Here is an 18,822-nt window from a genome sequence, read left to right on the forward strand (position 1 = left end):
GCAACCAGACCGGCCAGATGCTCGCCGCCCTGTGCGACCTGCCCCAAGCCACCTTCGCCTCCAAGGTGGAAATCGCCGACGGCAAGGCCCGTGTCACCCGCGAAGTCGATGGCGGCCTGGAGACCGTCTCCATCAGCCTGCCGGCCATCATCACCACCGACCTGCGCCTGAACGAGCCGCGCTACGTGACCTTGCCCAACATCATGAAGGCCAAGAAAAAGCAGCTGGAGATCTTCAAGCCGGCCGACCTGGGCGTGGAAATCAAGAACCACCTGAAGACCCTGAAAGTGATGGAGCCGGCCAAGCGCTCGGCCGGTATCAAGGTGCCTGATGTCGTGACCCTCGTCGCCAAACTGAAGAACGAGGCCAAGGTCATTTAACGAACGGCTGTCATTGCGGGCTTGACCCGCAATCCATGTTGGCGCGCCCCGATGGATGCCGGATCAAGTCCGGCATGACAACCAAATACGAAAGCCATCCATGACATCTCTTGTTATTGCCGAACACGACAACGCCACCATCAAGGGCGCGACCCTCAACACCGTCACCGCAGCCGCGCAATGTGGCGGCGACGTCCACGTCCTCATCGCCGGCCACAACGCCGGTGAAGCCGCCAAGGCAGCCGCACAGATCGCCGGCGTGAGCAAAGTGATCCACGCCGAAGGCGAGCACTTCGCCCATGGCCTGGCAGAGAACATGGCCGCCCAGGTGCTGGCCATCGCCGCCAACTACAGCCACATCCTGTTCCCGGCCACCGCCAGTGGCAAGAACATCGCCCCGCGCGTGGCCGCCAAGCTGGACGTCGGGCAGATCTCCGACGTGACCAAGGTTGACAGCCCCGACACCTTCGAGCGGCCGATCTACGCCGGCAACGCGATCGCCATCGTGCAGAGCCTGGACGAGAAGAAGGTGATCACCGTGCGCACCACCGGCTTCGATCCGGCGGCGGCTACCGGCGGCTCAGCTCCCGTCGAAACCGTGACGGGCGTGGCCGACAGCGGCAAGAGCAAGTTCGAGGGCAACGAGATCGCCAAGACCGACCGGCCGGAACTGACTGCCGCCAAGATCATCGTCTCGGGCGGCCGGGCGCTGGGCTCGGCCGAGAAGTTCAACGAAGTGATGACGCCGCTGGCCGACAAGCTCGGGGCGGCGCTCGGCGCCAGCCGCGCCGCGGTGGACGCGGGCTACGCGCCCAACGACTGGCAGGTCGGCCAGACCGGCAAGATCGTCGCCCCGCAGCTGTACATCGCCGCGGGCATCTCCGGCGCCATCCAGCACCTGGCCGGCATGAAGGACTCCAAGGTGATCGTGGCGATCAACAAGGATCCGGAAGCGCCGATCTTCTCGGTGGCCGACTACGGGCTGGAAGCGGATCTGTTCACGGCAGTTCCCGAACTGCACTCTCACCTCTAACCAAGTCCCGGAATCGCCATGAAACGCAGCACCTTTCTCCGCGCAGCACCTCTGATCGTCTCCATGCTATCGGACCCCGCCCGCGCCGCCGAGACCGGTGTGACTGACAGCAGCGTCCTCCTCGGTCAAACGGTGGCCATGTCGGGGCCGCTTGGCGAGTTCGGCCGGGACATCGCCAGCGGCGCCAAAGCTTGTCTCGAGCGCATCAATGCGGCCGGCGGCATCCATGGACGCAAGCTGTCCCTGGTCACCCTCGACGACCAGTACAAGACGGACGTAGCCGTCCAGAACATTACCAGGCTGATCCAAGGCGAAAAAGTGTTTTCGCTGCTCAGTGTGATGGGCACGGCCATCTCATTGGAAGCGGTACGGCAAGCGGAAGCGGTGGGCGTGCCCCTGTTCGCGCCATGGACGGGCGTACAAGTAGTGCGCCAACCGCCACGGCGCCATGTCTTCAACGTCCGTGCCAGCTACAAGGACGAGATCCTGAAGATCGTGGCCCACCTGAAAACCATCGGAACGCGCAAGGTCGCAGTGGTGTTCTTCGAATCTTCGTTTTCAAACGAACTGCAGTCGATCCTGGACGAGATGGCACATTGGCCCGCCAAACCTGTTTCGATCAGCACGATCCGCCCAGACGGGCAGGATGTCGACCGAGTCGTCAACGCGACCGCCAAGGCGCAGCCCGAGGCCATCATCCTGCTCACCGCGGGCAAGACCACAGTGGATTTCATCAAAGCGTACAACGCGCCGTCCAAGGGCACTCAGTATTACGCGCTGTCGATCATGGGAACGAACGCGAGCGTCCAGGCGCTGGGGCAAGACGGCGTGGGCGTCATCGTTTCTTCGGTCGTTCCTTTTCCGTGGGCATCGGGGGTGCCCATCGTCAAGGAATACCAGGATGCGATGCAAAAGATCGGCGTGGGCGAATTCTCGTTCACCAGTCTCGAGAGCTACATCAACACCCGAGTCCTGGTCGAAGCCATTCGCCGTGCCGGGAAGGATTTGACGCGAGCAAAGCTGGTCGCGGCGGCGGAATCGATGCGCCCCTTGCAGCTGGGCGGTTTTGAGGTCGGTTATGGGACTGCGAACCGAAGCGGCTCGCGCTATGTGGATCTGAATATCATCAGCTCCGGCGGCCGCTTCATGAAGTAGCCCGCCGCGAACCCAGGTGCATCGCCTGGGCTGGGTTCAGGCGGCCTCCAGCAAGCTCAGGTAGCTGGCGACGGCGGAGCCGCCCATGTTGAACACGGCGCCGAGGCGGGCGTCGTTCACCTGCATGCCGCCCGCCGTGCCGGACAGCTGCATCGCCGCCATCACGTGCTGCGACACGCCGGTGGCGCCGATCGGGTGGCCCTTCGACTTCAGTCCGCCCGACGGGTTGACCGGCAGCTTGCCGTCCTTGCGCGTGATGCCATCGAGAATGATGCGCGCGCCCTGCCCGTGCGGCGCCAGGCCCATGGCCTCGTACTCCAGCATCTCTGCGATGGTGAAGCAATCGTGCGTTTCCACGAAGGAAAGATCGCCCAATTGCGCGCCAGCAGCGGCCAGCCCGCGTTGCCAGGCCATCGCCGCGCCCTCGAAACGGGTCGGGTCGCGCCGCGACATCGGCAGGAAGTCGTTGATATGGGTGCGCGAGCGCCAGCGGATCGCGGGCACCTTGGCGCCGGACAGCGGCTCGGCGGAAAGGACCAGCGCCGCCGCGCCATCGGACACCAGCGAGCAGTCCGACCGCTTCAGCGGCCCGGAGACGAAGGGATTCTTGTCGGAGGGGTTGCGGCAGAAGTCGAAGCCCAGGTCGCGCCGCATGTGCGCGTAGGGGTTGTGCATGCCGTTGCTGTGGTTCTTGGCCGCGATCGCCGCCAGCGCGTCCGACTGGTCGCCGAAGCGGCGGAAATACTCGGTGGCGATGCCGCCGAAGATGCCGGCGAAGCCTGCCGGGTCGGCGCCCTCTTCCTTCACGTACGAGCACTTGATCAGCGTGGCCGCCACTTCCGGTGTGGTGAGGCCGTTCATCTTCTCCATGCCGATCACCAGCGTGCGCTTCATGCGGCCGGCGGCCATGGCATCCATCGCTGCCCAGATCGCGGCTGAGCCGGTGGCACAGGCGTTTTCCATGCGCACGGATGGCGTATGGCGGAACTCGGGCATCGCGACGGCGGGCAGCGAAGCGGTGAAGTCTTGGCCGACGAAACCGGCATTGAAGTGGCCAACGAAGATGCCGTCGATGTCCTTGGGCTCCAGGCCCGCGCTGTCCAGGGCGGGTTGCACCGCGTCGCGGATCAGCTGCTCCAGTTCGATGTTGTCGAGCTTGCCGAAGGGCGTGTGGCCCCAGCCGACGATATGCGCGTTGTGAGTCATGGCGTGTTCTCCTGGAACGTGGACGGATGAAGGGGCCGCTGGTCAGAGGGCGGGCGGCTTGCCGTGCCGCTGCACCAGCGTCAGCGCAATGATCCCGGTGGCGGCCGATAGCAGGCCGATGGACAGCGCGAGCACGGCCGAACTGCCGGGCTTGAACATCAAGCCCAGCCAGGTGCCGGACAGGAAGGCCGCGGCCGCGAATGAAAAGCCGCCGAGTGCCGACGCGGCGCCGGCATTGAGCGGAAACGCCGAGGCCTGGCCGACATGGCCGCAGGGCTGGTGCACGCCGTAGGCCAGCAGCATCAGCCACAAGGCGGCCGTCAGCGTCACCGGGGTGTGGGCGTTGGCCAGTTGCGGCACGATAAAGATGACGGCGGCCGCCAGCGCCATCCAGGCCGCCCGCCGGACCGAGCCGGTGATGCCCAACCGGGCGATCCAGCGCCGGCACAGGAAGGTGCCCGCCAGGTAGGCCACTGAGGCACCGCCTATCACCAGGCCGAAGTTGATCCGGGCAACGCCGTAGGTCTCGATGAACAGGTAGGCCGAGCTGGAGAAGAAGCCGAAGATGGCCGCGTAACCGGTGCAGTTGAGCGCTGTCCAGGAGAGAAAGGACGGGTTGCGTGCTATGCGGCCGTAGGTGCGGAACAGCTGCCTGAGATTGAGCGCGTCGGGTTGCCGCATGGCCACCGTTTCCGGGATCCGCAGCACGACCAGCGTCAGTGTCGCCAGGGCAAACAGCGTCATGGCCAACAGGGTGGCGCGCCAGCCCAGGTACTGCGTGATAAAGGCGCCGATCACCGGGATGGCCATGGTCGCCGGCGCCAGCAGCGACATCGCCTGAGCCATCACGTGCGTACCCTGCTGCGGCTTGAACAGGTCGCGCACCAGGGCGCGAGCACACACCATGCAGGCCGCGTGCCCGATGCCCTGGACGGCGCGCGCTCCGATCAGCACTTCGATGGTGGGCGCTGCCGCGCCGATCAGCGCGCCGCCGCCGTAGGCGACCAGCCCGGCCAGCATCACTGGCCGCCGGCCGAAGCGATCGGCCGCGGGACCCCACAGCAGTTGGCTCAGCCCGAAGCTGAGCACCAGCACCGAGAGGGTGAGCTGCACTACGCTGACCGGCGCGCCGTACTCGTTGCGGATCGCCGGCAGCGCCGTCAGGTACAAGTCGGTGGCCAGGGGCTGCGCCAGCGTCAGCAGCGTCACCATGGTCACGACCAGCGCCGGCCCCATCGCCTGTGAGGTGCGCGATGCAGCGGCAGCGGCGGTCAGCGCCGGTCCTCCGCCCGGGCCAGGCGCTCCCGCAGTTCGCGCTTGAGCACCTTGCCATAGCTGTTCTTGGGCAGGCCGTCGATGAAGTGGTAGCGCTTGGGCCGCTTGAAGCGCGCGATGCGGTCCAGGCAGTGCGCGTCCAGCGCCTGCGCGGACACCGGCGCGCCGGGTACCGCGACAATGAAGGCCACCACCACCTCGCCCCATTCGGCATCGGTCTCGCCCACTACGCAGGCCTCGGCCACACCGGGGTGGGCCAGCAGCGTCTCCTCGACCTCGCGCGGATAGATGTTGGAGCCGCCGCTGATCACCACGTCCTTGCTGCGGTCGCGCAGCGTCAGGTATCCGCGCTCGTCGAACGAACCCATGTCGCCGGTGTACAGCCAGCCGCTGCGCAGCGCCTCGCCGGTGCCTGCGGCGTTGTTCCAGTAGCCGGACATCACCACGTCGCCGCGGCAAATGATCTCGCCGATTTCGCCCGCGGCCAGCGCCTGGCCATCGGGCCCGACCACGCGCACCTCGACGCCGGTACGCGGCAGGCCGACCGAACCGAGGATGGCGTCATCGTCCGTCGCATGATCCTCGCGGCGCAGCCAAGTGATGGTCATGGGCGATTCGCCCTGGCCGTAGATCTGCACGAAGACGTTGCCGAACACCGTCAGCGACTTCTTCAGTTCCTCCACATACATCGGGCCGCCGCCATAGACGATGGTGCGCAGCCCTCCCGGCTTGCGGCCCGCAGCCTGCGCGGCCAGGCGCAGGCGCTGCACCATGGTGGGTGCCAGGAACGCGCCGCAACGCGGATGACTTTCGCACAGATCCAGGAACTCAGGCGGCTCGAAGCCCTGCGAGGCCGGCACCACTTGCCGAGCGCCGCGCGCGACATAAGCCGGGATATAGAGGCCGGAGCCGTGCGACATCGGTGCCGCATGGATCTGGCTGCAATCTTCATCGATGGATTCGACATCCGCCAGGTGCGCCAGCGTCATCGCCATCAGGTTGCGGTGCGAAAGCATCGCGCCCTTGCTGCGGCCGGTGGTACCGCTGGTATAGAACAACCAGGCCAGCGCTTGCGGATCGGTGGACGGCAGCTCGGCGGGCTCGGCGCTGAAAAGCGATCGGTAGTTGTCCGACCCGATGATGACGATGCGTTCGCGAAACGGCGCGCGCAGTGCCTCGCGCAACCCCTCGGCCAGCTCTTGCGATGCGAACACCCATGCGGCATCCGCATCTTCGACGATCTGCGCCATCTCGCGCGGATGCAACTTGTAGTTGACCGGTACCACCGCCGCCTGCGCGGCCCAGGCGCCAAACATCAGCTCCAGGTACTCGGGGCAGTTCTCGGTGGCGATCGCCACTCGGGCGCCGGTGCCGCCACGAGCACCCAGGGCGGCGGCCAGCGACAGCGCGCGGCCGCGCAATTGCGCCCAGGTTTGGACGCACTCATCGCCGAGGTAGACGGCGCCCGCATGGGGCCAGCGCCGGGCAGTGTGATCGAGCAGGCTGAAGAGGTTCATAGTGGCTGCGGGACTTCCTGCATCAGGATTCCAGCAGCTTGCGCTCCCGGAGCCAGCCGCAAATCAATGCTGTTGCCTCGGCCAGCAGCTCGGGCTGGCCGGCGTAGTAGTGGGTCGCACCCTTGATGATGCGGAAGGTCTTGTCCGGCGACGCGGCGGCGGCAAACAGCATCTTCGGGTGAGTCTGCGGTGCGGCATCGTCGGCGCTGTTCTCGATCACCAACAGCGGCACACGCATGCGCTTCGCACCCTCCAGCCCGTTGCCGCAGGAGTCGTCGAGCGACCATTGCGACAGCCACGAACGCAGAGTGCTGAAGCGCGCCAGCCCCACCGGGCCGGTGTTGACCGTTTCGGGGTTGCCCATGTAGCACCAGCCGGGTTTGCGGTCGTTGGGATCAAGCGTGGGGTCGAGAAAGCGCGGGTCGGCCAGCGTGCGGTGAACGATGAAGCCGCGCTCAATCTCGCCGGTGTTGCGGGCCTTGAGTTCAGCCAGCTTGTCCTTCGCCCAGGCGGTGATGCGGCGCATGCGCGCAAGCTGCGCGGCGCGGTAGCGAATGATGAACTCGGGCGAGTAAGGCGGCTGGTTCGGGTTGCGCGGATCGTAGATGTCCAGTTCCACGTCGCGATCGTCGGGGTTGAGTTCGTCGCGCACCGAGGGGTCTATCGCTTCTGCCAGCAGGTGCGCCCGCGACAGATGGGCGGCCTGGTAGATCACGGCGTCGGCGGGAATGAGCCCCGCATCTTTCAGGTTGACCGGGTCGCCCGCGGGCGTGTGGGTGATCGTGGGGTTCTCGGCTTGCGCCTGGTAGCTCACGGCGAGCGCGCCGCCGCCGCTCCAGCCCACCAGCACCACGTGCTTGTAGCCCCACACCCGCTTGGCGTGCTTGATGTAGGCGCCCAGATCCAGGAACACCTTCTCCATGATCAGCGCGGTGTCGTTGCGCTGGTAACGGCTGCCCGCGCACAGCACGTGCGCGCCCATGGCCGCCATGGCGCGCGGCACCGGCAGCAGCTGCAGCGTGGAAGCCGGGTGCATGAACACCATCAGCGTATCCGAGGGCTTGCCTTCGGGGCGGAAGCGGATGCCCTCGAGGTTGATGGCGCCCTGGTTGCCGGCGAAGCCGTAAGTTTCGGTGAAGGCCGAACGCTCCTCGTACTGGATGTGCACCCACTCGGTGTGCAGGTTCGATGGGGTGGTAGAGGTCATGGTTCACTGTAGCCGTGAACCTGCCCGGGCTCAGTCCCCCCGCGGCGGTACAGGTCGAGCGAGCCCCTCAGCCCCTTGAGGTGCTTTCAGGCAGGTTCGACGCGCAGCGGCAAGCGGTCCAGGATGCGCAAGGTGTTGATCGGCCGGTACGCCGGCTCGCCGGCCACGGTGATGGAGCGCACGCGCCGTGCCAGCGCACCGATCAGGCATTCGGCCTCCAGCCGCGCGATCATCTGGCCGATGCACAGGTGCGCGCCATGGCCGAAAGCCAGCTGTCCCCCCGCCGGCCGCCGCAAGTCGAACACATGGGCATCGGGCCACTTGCGCGGGTCGCGGTTGGCTGCACCCATGAAGGCCGCGATCTTGGTGCCGGGCTCCAGCACCATGCCGCTGAGTTCGGCGCCCTCGCAGGTGGTTCGGAACATCACCTGCACCGGCGACTCGAAGCGGATCGCCTCCTCGAAAGCGTTGCGCGCAAGCGCGGGGTCGGCGCGCAGCAGCTCCCACTGCCCCGGGTCGCGCGCCAGCGCCTGCAGCGCGGCGCCGATGCCGCTGATGGTGGTGTCCATGCCGCCACGCAGGAAGGAGCGGGTCAGGTTGGCGGCGAAGCCCTTCTGCAAGGCACCCGCATCCTCAGCCTGATAGATCAGTTCGCCAAAGCCGCCGGGCAGCATCGCATCGCGCTTCATGCTGTCCTCATACCACTGCATGTAGGGCTGAGCGCGCGCCACGGCCGCCTGCGTCAATTCGTTGTTGGGGCCTATCGCATTGAAGTTCATGTCGCCGATGGCCTGGGCGTTTTCGCGCGGAATGTTGATGCCTACCGCCGGCGGAAACACCGATAGTACGAAGGCCTCGGCGGCGTCGCGCATACCGTCGAACTCGCGTTGGTCGACCAGGGCATCGGCCATTGCTTCGGCACGTGCCGAGAAGCGCTCGCGCCACTGCCGCACCACGATGGGCGACAGGATTTTTTGTAAGGCCGCGCGCACTTCGGTGTGCTGCGGCGGGTCGGACTCCAGGATGACGCTGGCCGGCCGCCAGTTGCCGGGTTGGCGGATGTCTGCCAAGCCGGCGCCGCCGGTGTTGGTGAAGCGCTGCCATTGCGACAGCACGGTCGCCGTCTCCGCATGACGGCCGGTGGCGTAAATGCCGTAGCGCGCCAGCCGTACCACCGGCCCGGCTTCGCGCAGAGCTTCGAAGAAGGGGTATGGGTCGATCAGCGTTTCGGCCGTGAAGGGGTCGGTGTCGAGCACGGGCGGCTCGGCCAGCAAGGCGGCGGCGGTCATGGCGTCTCCGGAAGGTGAATGCGGCCAGTGTGCCCGCGCTCGGCGGGATCGGCCGTCCCCTGACGAGGGGACTGACACCAGGGCCGAGCCGACCGACAGTGACGGCAAGAGAAGACCAAGGAGTCCCCATGACCCAGGCCACCTACATCTGTACTGACGGTTCGCGCCGCGACGTCGACGTTGCCATTGGCTCCAACCTCATGCGCGCCGCCTGCGACAGCGGCATCGAAGGCATCGTCGGCGACTGCGGGGGTGCCATGAGCTGCGCCACCTGCCATGTGTTCGTGGAAGACCGCTTCCTCGATCGCCTCGGCGCGATGGAGCCCAACGAGGACCAGATCCTCGATTTCACCGCCGCCGGGCGCCAGCCCAACAGCCGCCTGGCCTGCCAGATCGTGATGAACGAGCAGCTGGCCGGCATCGTGGTGCGCATCGCCGACCCGCAAGTCTGATTCCATCTTTTTCCAGGATCATTTCATGACCACTCCCGCGCAGCCGGCCAGCTGGCTTCAGCTCGAAGACAAGGTCTGCGTCGTCACCGGCGCGGCCGGCGGCATCGGCGCGGAGATCGCGCGCGAGTTCGCCGCCGTGGGCGCCAAGGTGGCGCTGCTGGACCGCGACGAAAAAGGCGCGATCGAGGTCGCGGCGGCAATCGCCGAAAGCGGCGCCGAGGCGATCGCGGTCGGCTGCGACATCACCGACAAGGCCAGCGTGGACCGGGCCGCCGAGGCGGTGGAGCGCGCCCTTGGGCGCTGCGACGTGCTGGTCAACAACGCCGCGGCGATCTACGCCGACGCGCTGATGAACATCGACCTGGCCAAATGGAACCAGCTGATGGCCGTCAACCTGGGCGGCTTCCTGCTGTGCTCGCAGGCCTTCGGGCGCCAGATGATTGCCGGGGGCGGCGGCAGCATGGTGCACGTCGCATCGATTTCCGGCCGGGTCCCGCAGCCCTACAGCGGCCCGTACAGCGTGAGCAAGGCGGGCGTGAAGATGCTGTCGCAATTGCTCGCGGTGGAGTTGGGAGAGCACGGCATCCGCAGCAACGTGGTCAGCCCCGCGATGGTCCGCACGCCGATGAGCGAAGTGATCTACCAGAACCTCGAGGTCCTGAAGAAGCGCGAGCAGATCGTGCCGGCCCGCCGCATCAGCGGCCCGCGCGATATCGCCGAGGTCGTGGTGTACCTGGCCAGTCCGCGCTCGGGTTACGTCAGCGGCCAGGACGTGCTGGTCGACGGCGGCCTGTCCACCGCGTGGCTCACGCTGATCCCGCGCCCCGGTTTCGAGAAGCAGGACGCGCAGCAGGCGTGACCGCCGCCCTCCGGCCTTCCATGCTGCTGCCCCTGCTGGCGGCGTATTTCGGCAGCAGCGCGATGATGCGCGTGTGCGATCCCATGCTGCCGGCCCTGGCCAGCAACTTCAACGTGACCACCGGCCAAGCCGCCTTCACGGTGTCGTGCTACGCCATCGCCTACGGCCTGATGCAACTGGTCTTCGGCCCGCTCGGCGACCGCTGGGGCAAGCGCCGTGTGATTGGCTTTGCGGCGCTGGCCTGCGTGGCCGGCAACGTCGCAGCGCTCCTCGCCATGAGCCTGGAGATGTTGGTGACCGCACGCGTGCTGGCCGGCGCCGCGGCGGCCGGCATCATTCCGTTGGTGCTGGCCTGGATCGGCGACACCGTGCCCTATAAGGAGCGGCAAGCGGTGCTGGCGCGCTTCCTGAGCGCGTCGATCATGGGCATGATCGCCGGCCAGTGGGTTTCCGGCCTGCTCACGGACCTGTTCGGGTGGCGTACCGTGTTCGCCGCGCTGGCGCTGCTGTTCTGCGGCGCCGGCACCGTGATCTCACTGAATGCCGAAGTGCGCGGCGAATCGCCGCCCGCGCCTTCGGGCCGCGGGCACCTGCGCCAGATCGGCCATGTGCTGGGCCGCCCGTGGGCGCGTGTCATCCTTATCGCCGTCGCCTTCGAGGGCGCCTTCGCGTTCTCGGTGATGGCGTTTCTGCCCGCTTTTCTGGTTACCGAATTCGGACTTGGCATCTCGTGGGCCGCCGCAGTGGTCGCCTTGTATGGCGTCGGCGGGATGGTGTATTCGTTCGCCGCCAAGCCTTTGCTCGCGCGCCTCGGCGAAGCGGGCCAGGCGCTGGCTGGCGGCGGCCTGTTGGGCCTGTCATGGGCGCTGCTGGTCTTGGTGCCGCTCTGGCAAACCGCAATGCCCGCCTGCATGCTGGCCGGCATCGGCTACTACATGCTGCACAACACGCTGACGACGCACGCGACGCAGATGGCTCCCGCGGTGCGCGGCACGGCCGTGGGCCTGTATGCGTCGGCGATGTTCACCGGCATCTCCGCCGGCGTCGCGATCACCGCCCTGGGCGTGGACCGCATCGGCTACCGACCGCTGTTCCTGGTTTGCAGCGTCGGCCTGGCACTGTTGGGCGCTGTCTTCGCGTTCAGACTACGCCGCCGCGCCGCCATCAGCCCAATGGCAGCACCCGCTCAAAGGATCTCGAACACTTCGTAGACGACCGTGGCACCTTCGCGCCGACCCACCCCTACGGTCACAATGCGGTTGAGCCAGTCGTACTTTTCGGAAGCGGTCTCGAAGAATACCGCACTGCGCAAGTAGAACTCGGTATAAGGAACGTGTTCGCCCGCCATTAGTCGAAAGTTGACTGCTTCGCTGGCGGTGCGGATGCCCCGGTACGTGATCAGCACCGTCTGACCGTCGTCGCTTTCCATTGCCAAGCGAACATCCGGATGGTAGGACCCATCCGAGCGCTGCAGCAGACTATCGCTCCCGCCTGGAAGAATCGTCCCGTGCACGCGCGGCCCTTCGAAGCTGCCACCCTTGAGAATATCGAAGCGCCGAGACCCCGAACGTGTGACACCGAGATGAACGGACCTCTCCACCTCGATCCGCATCGAACCAATGAAGCGAGACTCGAGGGCTTGGGGCACGCCGCTCATGGAAGCGTTCGGGAATTGCGAGAGGTCATCATGGGTGTTCAGGGAATGGGGCGTCAGTGCCGGCCCAGGCCAGCATGAATAGTCATGCCCGGGGCGGGCTCGAGTAGATTCACCTCGCTACGCTGAAACAGCGTGGTGCCCAGCTTCTTGCGTTGCGCGGCCAGCTCGGCACGCAGCGACTCGTCGGCTTCGAGCTGGCGATGGCCCGCGTGCCATTTGGCCGCATCCGGCCACGCGTACAAGAGCACCACCTTCTGCATGCCCGAGCCGGCAGCCATGTCGAACACGCCCAGCACGCGGGCACCCGCTTCGCGCAGGCGCGGCAGCCATGTCTGCTTCATGAATTCATTGACCGCGGCCGCTTGGCCCGGCGCGACCTGCTGCTGCACCAGCTCGTGCAATCCGCCGATCGCTTCCTGCGCTGCGGCACCGGCGAGTGCGGCCCACACCGCGTTGGGCTTGATGAAGAACAGATCGTGCCGCTCCACCATCTCATGGCCGGCGTTGGTTTCGGCACGGATGCGCCACCAGTCGGCGTCCTGGTAGAAAGCGGCCCAAGTGGTTTCGCGTTGCGCGTAGTCGCGGTAGGCCATCAAATAGACGAAGCGCGGCGCGTCAGGACCGGCCAATGCGATCCAGCGGCCCACGCAGTCGACGCCGTGGCGCTTGAACAGCGCGGGCAGGTGGTCGTTGAAGCGCGAGTGCACGTCGGCCATGCGGCCGGGTGCGACGGAATACAGGCGCAGCTCGTAGATCATTGGTATCTTTCGATGCGAAGGTCATTCACCATAGCCGCCTCGCGCGCTCTGTCTGTCCCATCCGAGGGGGGCATACGCGTGCCGGGGCGCCGCCTATGCTGGCCGCATGAAAGCCATTGTCTCGACTCCCGACGGCGCCCGGCTGGCCGATGTGCCGGCGCCGCAGCCCCAACCCCATGAAATTCTGGTGCGCGTGAAAGCCGCGAGCCTGAACCGTGCGGACCTGGCCGGGCTGGCGGCTAAGGACGGCAAGGTCATCGGGATGGAATGGGCCGGAGAAGTGATCGAGGCCGGTCCGCAAGCGGGGCCGTTCAAACCCGGCGACCGGGTCATGTGTACCGGCGCCGGCGCCTATGCTGAGTACGCCGTCACCGACGGCGGGCGCGCCTGCAAGATACCCGACGCGTCGCTGCCCTACGAAGAAGCGACCGTGCTCACGCTCGCGCTGCAGGCCATGCACGACGCGCTCGCCACGCAGGGGCAGCTCAAGCGTGGCGACGATGTACTGATCCACGGCGCCAGCTCCGGCGTCGGCCTGATGGGTTTGCAGATCGCGCGCCTGCTGGGCGCGGGCAAGGTGATCGGCACGTCCACGCATGCCGCGCGGCGTGCGCGCCTGGGCGAGTTCGGCGCCGACCTGGCGCTCGACCCGTCGCAGCCCGGCTGGCACGAGCACATCCTGGAAGCCACCGCCGGCAAGGGCGTGGAAGTGATCGTCGACCAGGTCACCGGCAAGCAATTCGCGCAGACCATGCAGACAGCCGCGATTGGCGGCCGCATCGTGAACCTCGGCCGCCTGGGCGGCGCCGGCGGCGACTTCGACTTCCAGTTGCACGCGCTGCGGCGCCTCACCTACATCGGCGTCACCTTCCGCACCCGCTCCGTCGAGGAAATCCGGGTGCTGAACGCGCGCATGCTGGCGGACCTGGGCCAGGCCATCGCGGAGCGCCGGTTGCGCCTGCCGATCGACAGCAGCTACCCGCTGGCCGATGCCGGCGCCGCGCTCGCACGGATGAGCGCCAACGAGCATTTCGGGAAGATCGTGATCACGGTGTAGCCCCTCCCTCAACACAACCTATTCATGACCAAAGTCACCATCGTCTACTACAGCAGCACCGGCAACACCTGGGAGACCGCGCGCGCGATCGAGCAGGGCGCGCAACAGGCCGGGGCGCAGACGCGGCTGCGCAAGGTGCGCGAACTCGCCGGGCCGGAAACCATTACCGCCAAGCCGGCGTGGCAGGCGCACCTGGACGCGACGCGCAATGTGCCTGAGGCCACGCCGGCCGACATCGAATGGTGCGATGGCTATGTGTTCGGCTCGCCCACGCGCTTCGGCCTGCCGGCCGCGCAGCTCAAACAGTTCATCGACACGCTGGGCCCACTCTGGGCGCAAGGCAAGCTGCAGGACAAGGCCGCGGGCGCATTTACCGGCGCGGGCAACCTGCATGGCGGCCAGGAGTCGACGCTGCTCGCGATGCACAACATGTTCTACCACTGGGGCTCGATCATCGTGCCGGTGGGCTACACCGACGCGTCGGTGAAGGCGGCCGGCGGCAACCCCTACGGCACGAGTTTCAATGACGGCCGCGGCCAGCCCCTACCCGAGTTGGTCCTGGCAGCCGCTCGCCACCAGGGCGCTCGCATCGCGCGCTTCGCACAAATCCTGGCCGCCGCGCGCGAGCCGGAACCCGCCATGGCGGCCTGAGTCATGCTAGGCTCGCGCCGCCGGGGTTCGACAGCCCGCGGCACTGGAGTAGTCCATGGTGCAAGCTCGCGAAGATGATGCGATGAGCGACGAAGGCGGCAACGGCGACGACGATGCAGGCGGGGTGCAGGCGGTGGACACGGCCGTGCGCGTGCTCTCGGCGCTGATCGACATGGGCGCACCGCTGATGCTCAAGACTGTGGCCGAGCGCGCCGACATGCAGCCGCCCAAGGCGCACCGCTACCTGGTGAGCTTCTGCCGCAGCGGCCTGGCCGAACGGGATGCGGCGACCGGTGGTTACCGGTTGGGACCACTCGCCGTGCGGTTGGGACTGGCCGCGCTGAGGCACCTCAACGTGGTGCAGGTGGCATCACCCACGCTGGCGACGCTGCGCGACGAACTCGGCTTCACGGCCGGCCTGGCGGTGTGGGGCGGCGCCGGCCCGACCTTTGTCCGCTTCGAGGAGACCAACGATGCGCTCATCATCAGCGGCCGCCCCGGCTCCGTGATGCCGCTGCTCACGTCTTCTACCGGCCGCGTGTTCGGCGCCTACCTGCCGCGTTCGGTCACTGAACCCTACATTCGCAAGGAACTGGCGGGCACGCCGCATCCCGGTGCCACACCCTCCAACCGGAAGATAGAACTGGACGAGGTGGAAACCCTGTTCGAGGGCGTGCGTCAACACAAACTCGCGCAGGTCCGGGGCGACGTCAATCCGGGCCTGCATGGCCTGTCCGCCCCCATCCTCGACCACGCCGGTGCGATCGTCGGCGTGCTGACCGTGATGGGGTCGGCCGGTTTGATCAACACCGACCTGGACGGGCCCATCGCGGCCACGTTGTCAGCGCGCGCCGAAGAGGTTTCACGACGGATGGGCTGGGCCTGAACCTGCCGCCCGTCGGAAGTACGGGTTTTCCCCAGTCTCTAGAAATTACGTTAAGCGTAATCTGATTCCGTTATCGGATATTCCAACGGACCCATCGAGTCCGAGCCGGGGAGGGCCTCGCAGCCCCAAGCATCTCAGGAGACAAGCACATGATGACCGTGATGGTTCAGGACCCGGCGACGCCCGGCACTACCCCGAACAGTTCGATGGCGCAGTTGGTGGAATCCATCGGCCATAAGCATTTCGGGCCAGCGCTCGCTTACTTCTTGCACGACCTGTGCGGCGCCGACCATTTCGCAGCTTTCCGGCTGGGGCAGGATGAACTGCGCGAAGTCGCGGCCTGCTGCTTCGAGCCGGAGCGCACCGCGCGCGATCGGGTCGAAAGCTACGTCAAACAGGGCTGGTGGAGGCGCGACCCGGCGATGACCGAGGCGCAACGCTGCGTGAGCGGGCCCGCGCCCAGCAGCATCATCCACGTGGACTTCAGCGACGACGGCTACAACGACCTGCGCCCGCGCGTCTACCCGCACGTACGCGACCGCATCCTGTTGTGCGGCCGCAGCGCGAGCGGCGCGATCGGCCTGAGCGTGCTGCGCTCCGATCCGCACACGCCCTTTGCCGGCGAAGCGATCGCCAAACTCAGCCAGTGCGGCGACCTGCTGGTCGCGGTGCTGGGCAAACATGCCGACGTCTGCCAGAGCCGGCCCAACGTGGCTCGCGCGCTGACAGAACTGCCGGACATCGAAAGCTGCATCGTCACCACCAGCAACCTGCCGCGGCGTGAAGCCGAGGTCTGTGCGCGCATCCTGTACGGGCTCTCGTCCGTCGGCATCGCGCTGGACCTCTCGGTGAGCGAAGAAACCGTGAAGACTTACCGCAAGCGCGCCTATCAGCGCCTGGCGATCGGCAGCGAACGCGAACTACTCACCTGGTACCTGACGCGCTGGAGCGGTTGGATCGGCCAGCGCTTCGAAGCAACGGCCTCCCCCTCCCCCGCGCTGCATTGAAAGGGTGTCCCCCGTGGCGGGGACTGACCGCGCGGCGCCGCGATGCGCCAATAGAAGCATGCTTACGCCACGCCCATGCAGCCGCAGGCCGTCACACTGATCATCGAGGAGCACCGCGCCCTGGCCACCGTGCTGCGCGCCCTGCGCCGATCGGTGGACAAGGCGCGCAAGTCGGGCGAGCCGCCGGATTTCGACGAGCTGCGTGCCATGCTGTTTTACATGGACGAGATGGCCGCGCGCGTGCACCATGCCAACGAGAGCGAGCTGCTGTTTCCGCTCATCCGCGAGCGCTGCCCCGCGCTATGGCCGGTTCTCGACCGGCTGCTGGCGGAACATGGCCGCGGCGAGTCCGCCGTGCGCGACCTCGAGCACAGCCTGATGGCCTGGCAGGTCATGGGTGACGAGCGCCGCGAAGCTTTCGAATTGATGCTGGGCGCCTACATCGAAGGCTACCTCGGCCACATGGAGGTCGAAGAGAGCTATGTGCTGCCGGTGGCGATGGACTATCTTTCGGCCGAGGACTGGAGCGAACTGGACGCCGCGTTCACGCGCCAGCGCGGCGCACTGGAAGGGTCCATGACACGCGGCCACCGCGAACTGTTCGACCGCATCGTCTCGAACCAACTTCCTACTTAACGACCATGACCCTGCAAGAGATCGAAGTTCCCGTCCTCGTCGTCGGCGGCGGCGGCTGCGGCCTGGCCTCGTCGCTGTTCCTGTCGCGCCAAGGCGTAACCAGCTTGCTGATCGAGCGTCATCCCGCACCGGGCCGGCTGCCGAAAGCCCGCTACATCAGCCAGCGCACCATGGAGCTGCTGCGCCAGTTCGAAGTGGCCGACCGGGTGTACGAGCGCTCGATGCCGCTCGAACACATCTCGCACATCCGCTGGTGCACCACGCTGGCCGGCGACGGCGAGCTGGACCGACGCACCTTCTACCGCATCGAGTCCTTCGGCGGCGGCTCGCTCGCCCACTACGCCAAGGACAGCCCCTGCGAGTCGACGCTGTTCCCGCAGGTGCGGATGGAGCCGCTACTGCGCGAGCTGGCCTCGGCGCAGAAGCAGGCCCAGGTGCTCTACAACCACCAGCTTGTGTCGTTCGAGCAGGACGAAGGCGGGGTCACCGCAGTCGTGCAGGACCGCGCCACGGAAAAGGAAATCCGCGTGCGCGCCCGCTACCTGATCGGCGCCGACGGCGGCAAGACGGTGGGCCCGGCCGTGGGCGTGAAGATCGAGGGCCAGACGGACCTGGCGCACATGGTCACCGTGTACTTCCGCGCGGACCTGTCGAAGTACTGGGACGACGACTACTCGATGACGACATGGTTCGTGAACCCCGAAGGGGGCTCCTGGGCCAGCGGCGTCCTGGGACAGCTGGGGCCCACGAAGTTCGGCCGCCACTCCGAGGAGTGGATGTTCCACTTCAGCTTCCGGCCCGACGATCCGTCACGCTTCGAGGAAGCGTCGCTGCTGCCGCGCATGCGCGAACTGCTGAAGATCCCCGACCTCCAGCCCGACATCATCGGCATCGGCCACTGGACCGTCGAAGGCGTGCTGGCCGACCGCTACCGCTGGGGCCGCGTACTGCTGGCCGGCGATGCCGCGCATCGTCATCCGCCCACTACCGGCCTGGGCCTGAACTCGGCGATCCAGGACGCGCACAACCTGGCCTGGAAGGTGGCCGCCGTGATCAAGGGCCAGGCCCCCGACAGCCTGCTGGACAGCTACGAAGCCGAACGCCGGCCGGTAGCCGCGAGCAACGTGCAGTGGGCGCTGATGACATTCCAGAACCACCAGCTCACCGACGCGGGAATCGGGCTGGTGCGCGGCAACGCGGAGGCCAGCGTGGCCAACTTCCGCCGCTACTTCGCCGACAACCAGGAAGGCCGCACGCGCCGCGCGCGACTGGCGCAGATCATGGAAGTGCAACGCATGGAGTGGCAGGCCCACGATATCGAGCTGGGCTACCACTACGACATCGGCGCGGTGATGCCCGACGGCACGCCCACGCCTGAACGCGATCCGCTCGGACAGACCTATGTGCCTACCACGCGGCCGGGCCACCGGCTGCCGCACGCCTGGCTGGAGCGCAACGCCAAGAAGATATCCACGCTGGACTTGGTGCGGCCTGGCAACTTCGTGCTCATCACTGGCCATGGGAAGTCCGGCTGGGCCGAGGCGGCTGGCGCGCTCGCGAAGACCAGCGGCGTGAGCATCGACGTCGTCGAGGTTTCCGATGACGCAGATGTGCGCGATATCGACCGCAACTGGCGCAACCTGCGCGAGGTTTCCGCCGATGGCGCGATCCTGGTGCGGCCCGACCAGCATGTGGGCTGGCGATCGATGGGTCGCCGCGGCGATCCGCGAGCCGTGCTGGCAGCGGCGCTAGGCCGCATCCTGCGGCGCGACCTGGTCAACGCCACCTGAACGAAGA

Annotated in this window: 19 protein-coding genes; 12 read left to right on the forward strand and 7 right to left on the reverse strand. The window is 67.0% G+C overall.

Going from position 1 to position 18,822, the window contains the following annotated elements; all coding sequences use genetic code 11:
* From HNE04_RS25725 to HNE04_RS25735, 3 genes are all read left to right on the forward strand, one after another.
* A partial coding sequence (locus HNE04_RS25725) for an electron transfer flavoprotein subunit beta/FixA family protein (RefSeq protein WP_172226087.1) occupies positions 1–380 on the forward strand: 380 nt, incomplete at its 5' end.
* A gap of 100 nt (positions 381–480) precedes the next feature.
* A complete protein-coding gene (locus HNE04_RS25730) occupies positions 481–1,413 on the forward strand; it encodes an electron transfer flavoprotein subunit alpha/FixB family protein (RefSeq protein ID WP_172226089.1) in 933 nt (310 codons plus the stop codon).
* Between the two features lie 18 nt (positions 1,414–1,431).
* Complete coding sequence (locus tag HNE04_RS25735) at positions 1,432–2,568, forward strand: ABC transporter substrate-binding protein (RefSeq protein WP_172226091.1); 1,137 nt, start codon at positions 1,432–1,434, stop codon at positions 2,566–2,568.
* Positions 2,569–2,604: 36 nt separating this feature from the next.
* On the opposite strand, the gene HNE04_RS25740 is transcribed toward HNE04_RS25735, so the two are convergent.
* The 5 genes from HNE04_RS25740 to HNE04_RS25760 all read right to left on the reverse strand — a co-directional run bounded on the left by HNE04_RS25740 (position 2,605) and on the right by HNE04_RS25760 (position 9,062).
* The gene (locus HNE04_RS25740; RefSeq protein WP_172226094.1) at positions 2,605–3,774 is read right to left on the reverse strand and encodes an acetyl-CoA acetyltransferase; all 1,170 of its coding nucleotides are present in this window, start codon (positions 3,772–3,774) and stop codon (positions 2,605–2,607) included.
* A gap of 42 nt (positions 3,775–3,816) precedes the next feature.
* On the reverse strand, positions 3,817–5,010 hold the full coding sequence (locus HNE04_RS25745) for a Bcr/CflA family efflux MFS transporter (RefSeq protein WP_172226097.1): 1,194 nt from the start codon (positions 5,008–5,010) through the stop codon (positions 3,817–3,819).
* Positions 5,011–5,045: 35 nt separating this feature from the next.
* Positions 5,046–6,566: an AMP-binding protein gene (locus tag HNE04_RS25750; RefSeq protein WP_172226100.1), complete on the reverse strand. Its 1,521-nt coding sequence runs from the start codon at positions 6,564–6,566 to the stop codon at positions 5,046–5,048.
* Between the two features lie 22 nt (positions 6,567–6,588).
* Positions 6,589–7,773 (reverse strand): alpha/beta hydrolase, encoded by a 1,185-nt coding sequence (locus tag HNE04_RS25755; RefSeq protein WP_172226103.1) that lies wholly within the window; start codon positions 7,771–7,773, stop codon positions 6,589–6,591.
* Between the two features lie 86 nt (positions 7,774–7,859).
* Positions 7,860–9,062, reverse strand: coding sequence for a cytochrome P450 (locus HNE04_RS25760; RefSeq protein WP_172226106.1), 1,203 nt, complete (start codon positions 9,060–9,062; stop codon positions 7,860–7,862).
* A 128-nt stretch (positions 9,063–9,190) separates the two neighbouring features.
* On the opposite strand from HNE04_RS25760, the gene HNE04_RS25765 reads away from it, so the two are divergent.
* Genes HNE04_RS25765 through HNE04_RS25775 form a run of 3 tightly spaced genes read left to right on the forward strand, consistent with a single transcriptional unit; the run spans position 9,191 to position 11,584 of the window.
* Positions 9,191–9,514 carry a 2Fe-2S iron-sulfur cluster-binding protein gene (locus HNE04_RS25765; protein WP_172226109.1) on the forward strand — a complete coding sequence of 108 codons (324 nt, stop codon included), beginning with the start codon at positions 9,191–9,193 and terminating at the stop codon, positions 9,512–9,514.
* Between the two features lie 25 nt (positions 9,515–9,539).
* Positions 9,540–10,373: an SDR family NAD(P)-dependent oxidoreductase gene (locus HNE04_RS25770; protein WP_172226112.1), complete on the forward strand. Its 834-nt coding sequence runs from the start codon at positions 9,540–9,542 to the stop codon at positions 10,371–10,373.
* Complete coding sequence (locus tag HNE04_RS25775) at positions 10,370–11,584, forward strand: MFS transporter (protein ID WP_328700416.1); 1,215 nt, start codon at positions 10,370–10,372, stop codon at positions 11,582–11,584. Before HNE04_RS25770 ends, HNE04_RS25775 begins: the two co-directional genes overlap by 4 nt.
* On the opposite strand, the gene HNE04_RS25780 is transcribed toward HNE04_RS25775, so the two are convergent.
* A complete protein-coding gene (locus HNE04_RS25780; protein ID WP_172226115.1) occupies positions 11,560–12,030 on the reverse strand; it encodes a DUF3237 domain-containing protein in 471 nt (156 codons plus the stop codon). The two genes, HNE04_RS25775 and HNE04_RS25780, sit on opposite strands and share 25 nt — an antisense overlap.
* A gap of 53 nt (positions 12,031–12,083) precedes the next feature.
* The gene (locus tag HNE04_RS25785) at positions 12,084–12,788 is read right to left on the reverse strand and encodes an NIPSNAP family protein (RefSeq protein ID WP_172226118.1); all 705 of its coding nucleotides are present in this window, start codon (positions 12,786–12,788) and stop codon (positions 12,084–12,086) included.
* A gap of 106 nt (positions 12,789–12,894) precedes the next feature.
* Here HNE04_RS25785 and HNE04_RS25790 point away from each other — a divergent pair, with 106 nt between their 5' ends.
* From HNE04_RS25790 to HNE04_RS25815, 6 genes are all read left to right on the forward strand, one after another.
* Entirely contained in the window at positions 12,895–13,845 is a 951-nt protein-coding gene (locus HNE04_RS25790; RefSeq protein WP_172226121.1) for a quinone oxidoreductase family protein, read from the forward strand.
* A gap of 24 nt (positions 13,846–13,869) precedes the next feature.
* Positions 13,870–14,496 (forward strand): NAD(P)H:quinone oxidoreductase, encoded by a 627-nt coding sequence (gene wrbA, locus HNE04_RS25795; protein ID WP_172226124.1) that lies wholly within the window; start codon positions 13,870–13,872, stop codon positions 14,494–14,496.
* Between the two features lie 55 nt (positions 14,497–14,551).
* A complete protein-coding gene (locus HNE04_RS25800; RefSeq protein ID WP_172226127.1) occupies positions 14,552–15,382 on the forward strand; it encodes an IclR family transcriptional regulator in 831 nt (276 codons plus the stop codon).
* Between the two features lie 149 nt (positions 15,383–15,531).
* Positions 15,532–16,389, forward strand: a complete 858-nt coding sequence (locus HNE04_RS25805; protein ID WP_172226130.1) for a response regulator transcription factor — start codon at positions 15,532–15,534, stop codon at positions 16,387–16,389.
* Between the two features lie 75 nt (positions 16,390–16,464).
* Positions 16,465–17,025 carry a hemerythrin domain-containing protein gene (locus HNE04_RS25810; RefSeq protein ID WP_172226133.1) on the forward strand — a complete coding sequence of 187 codons (561 nt, stop codon included), beginning with the start codon at positions 16,465–16,467 and terminating at the stop codon, positions 17,023–17,025.
* Between the two features lie 5 nt (positions 17,026–17,030).
* The gene (locus tag HNE04_RS25815) at positions 17,031–18,815 is read left to right on the forward strand and encodes an FAD-dependent monooxygenase (RefSeq protein ID WP_207717726.1); all 1,785 of its coding nucleotides are present in this window, start codon (positions 17,031–17,033) and stop codon (positions 18,813–18,815) included.
* The last annotated feature ends 7 nt before the right edge of the window (positions 18,816–18,822 follow it).

The organism is Caenimonas soli (assembly GCF_013155545.1).
Classification (GTDB): Bacteria; Pseudomonadota; Gammaproteobacteria; order Burkholderiales; family Burkholderiaceae_C; genus Ramlibacter; species Ramlibacter soli.

Bases quoted from the DNA above. Each gene is read 5' to 3' on its own strand.
- HNE04_RS25730 (WP_172226089.1), top strand. From the start codon at position 481: ATGACATCTCTTGTTATTGCCGAACACGACAACGCCACCATCAAGGGC.
- HNE04_RS25735 (WP_172226091.1), top strand. From the start codon at position 1,432: ATGAAACGCAGCACCTTTCTCCGCGCAGCACCTCTGATCGTCTCCATG.
- HNE04_RS25740 (WP_172226094.1), bottom strand. From the start codon at position 3,774: ATGACTCACAACGCGCATATCGTCGGCTGGGGCCACACGCCCTTCGGC.
- HNE04_RS25745 (WP_172226097.1), bottom strand. From the start codon at position 5,010: ATGGGGCCGGCGCTGGTCGTGACCATGGTGACGCTGCTGACGCTGGCG.
- HNE04_RS25750 (WP_172226100.1), bottom strand. From the start codon at position 6,566: ATGAACCTCTTCAGCCTGCTCGATCACACTGCCCGGCGCTGGCCCCAT.
- HNE04_RS25755 (WP_172226103.1), bottom strand. From the start codon at position 7,773: ATGACCTCTACCACCCCATCGAACCTGCACACCGAGTGGGTGCACATC.
- HNE04_RS25760 (WP_172226106.1), bottom strand. From the start codon at position 9,062: ATGACCGCCGCCGCCTTGCTGGCCGAGCCGCCCGTGCTCGACACCGAC.
- HNE04_RS25765 (WP_172226109.1), top strand. From the start codon at position 9,191: ATGACCCAGGCCACCTACATCTGTACTGACGGTTCGCGCCGCGACGTC.
- HNE04_RS25770 (WP_172226112.1), top strand. From the start codon at position 9,540: ATGACCACTCCCGCGCAGCCGGCCAGCTGGCTTCAGCTCGAAGACAAG.
- HNE04_RS25780 (WP_172226115.1), bottom strand. From the start codon at position 12,030: ATGAGCGGCGTGCCCCAAGCCCTCGAGTCTCGCTTCATTGGTTCGATG.
- HNE04_RS25785 (WP_172226118.1), bottom strand. From the start codon at position 12,788: ATGATCTACGAGCTGCGCCTGTATTCCGTCGCACCCGGCCGCATGGCC.
- HNE04_RS25790 (WP_172226121.1), top strand. From the start codon at position 12,895: ATGAAAGCCATTGTCTCGACTCCCGACGGCGCCCGGCTGGCCGATGTG.
- wrbA (WP_172226124.1), top strand. From the start codon at position 13,870: ATGACCAAAGTCACCATCGTCTACTACAGCAGCACCGGCAACACCTGG.
- HNE04_RS25800 (WP_172226127.1), top strand. From the start codon at position 14,552: ATGGTGCAAGCTCGCGAAGATGATGCGATGAGCGACGAAGGCGGCAAC.
- HNE04_RS25805 (WP_172226130.1), top strand. From the start codon at position 15,532: ATGATGACCGTGATGGTTCAGGACCCGGCGACGCCCGGCACTACCCCG.
- HNE04_RS25810 (WP_172226133.1), top strand. From the start codon at position 16,465: ATGCAGCCGCAGGCCGTCACACTGATCATCGAGGAGCACCGCGCCCTG.
- HNE04_RS25815 (WP_207717726.1), top strand. From the start codon at position 17,031: ATGACCCTGCAAGAGATCGAAGTTCCCGTCCTCGTCGTCGGCGGCGGC.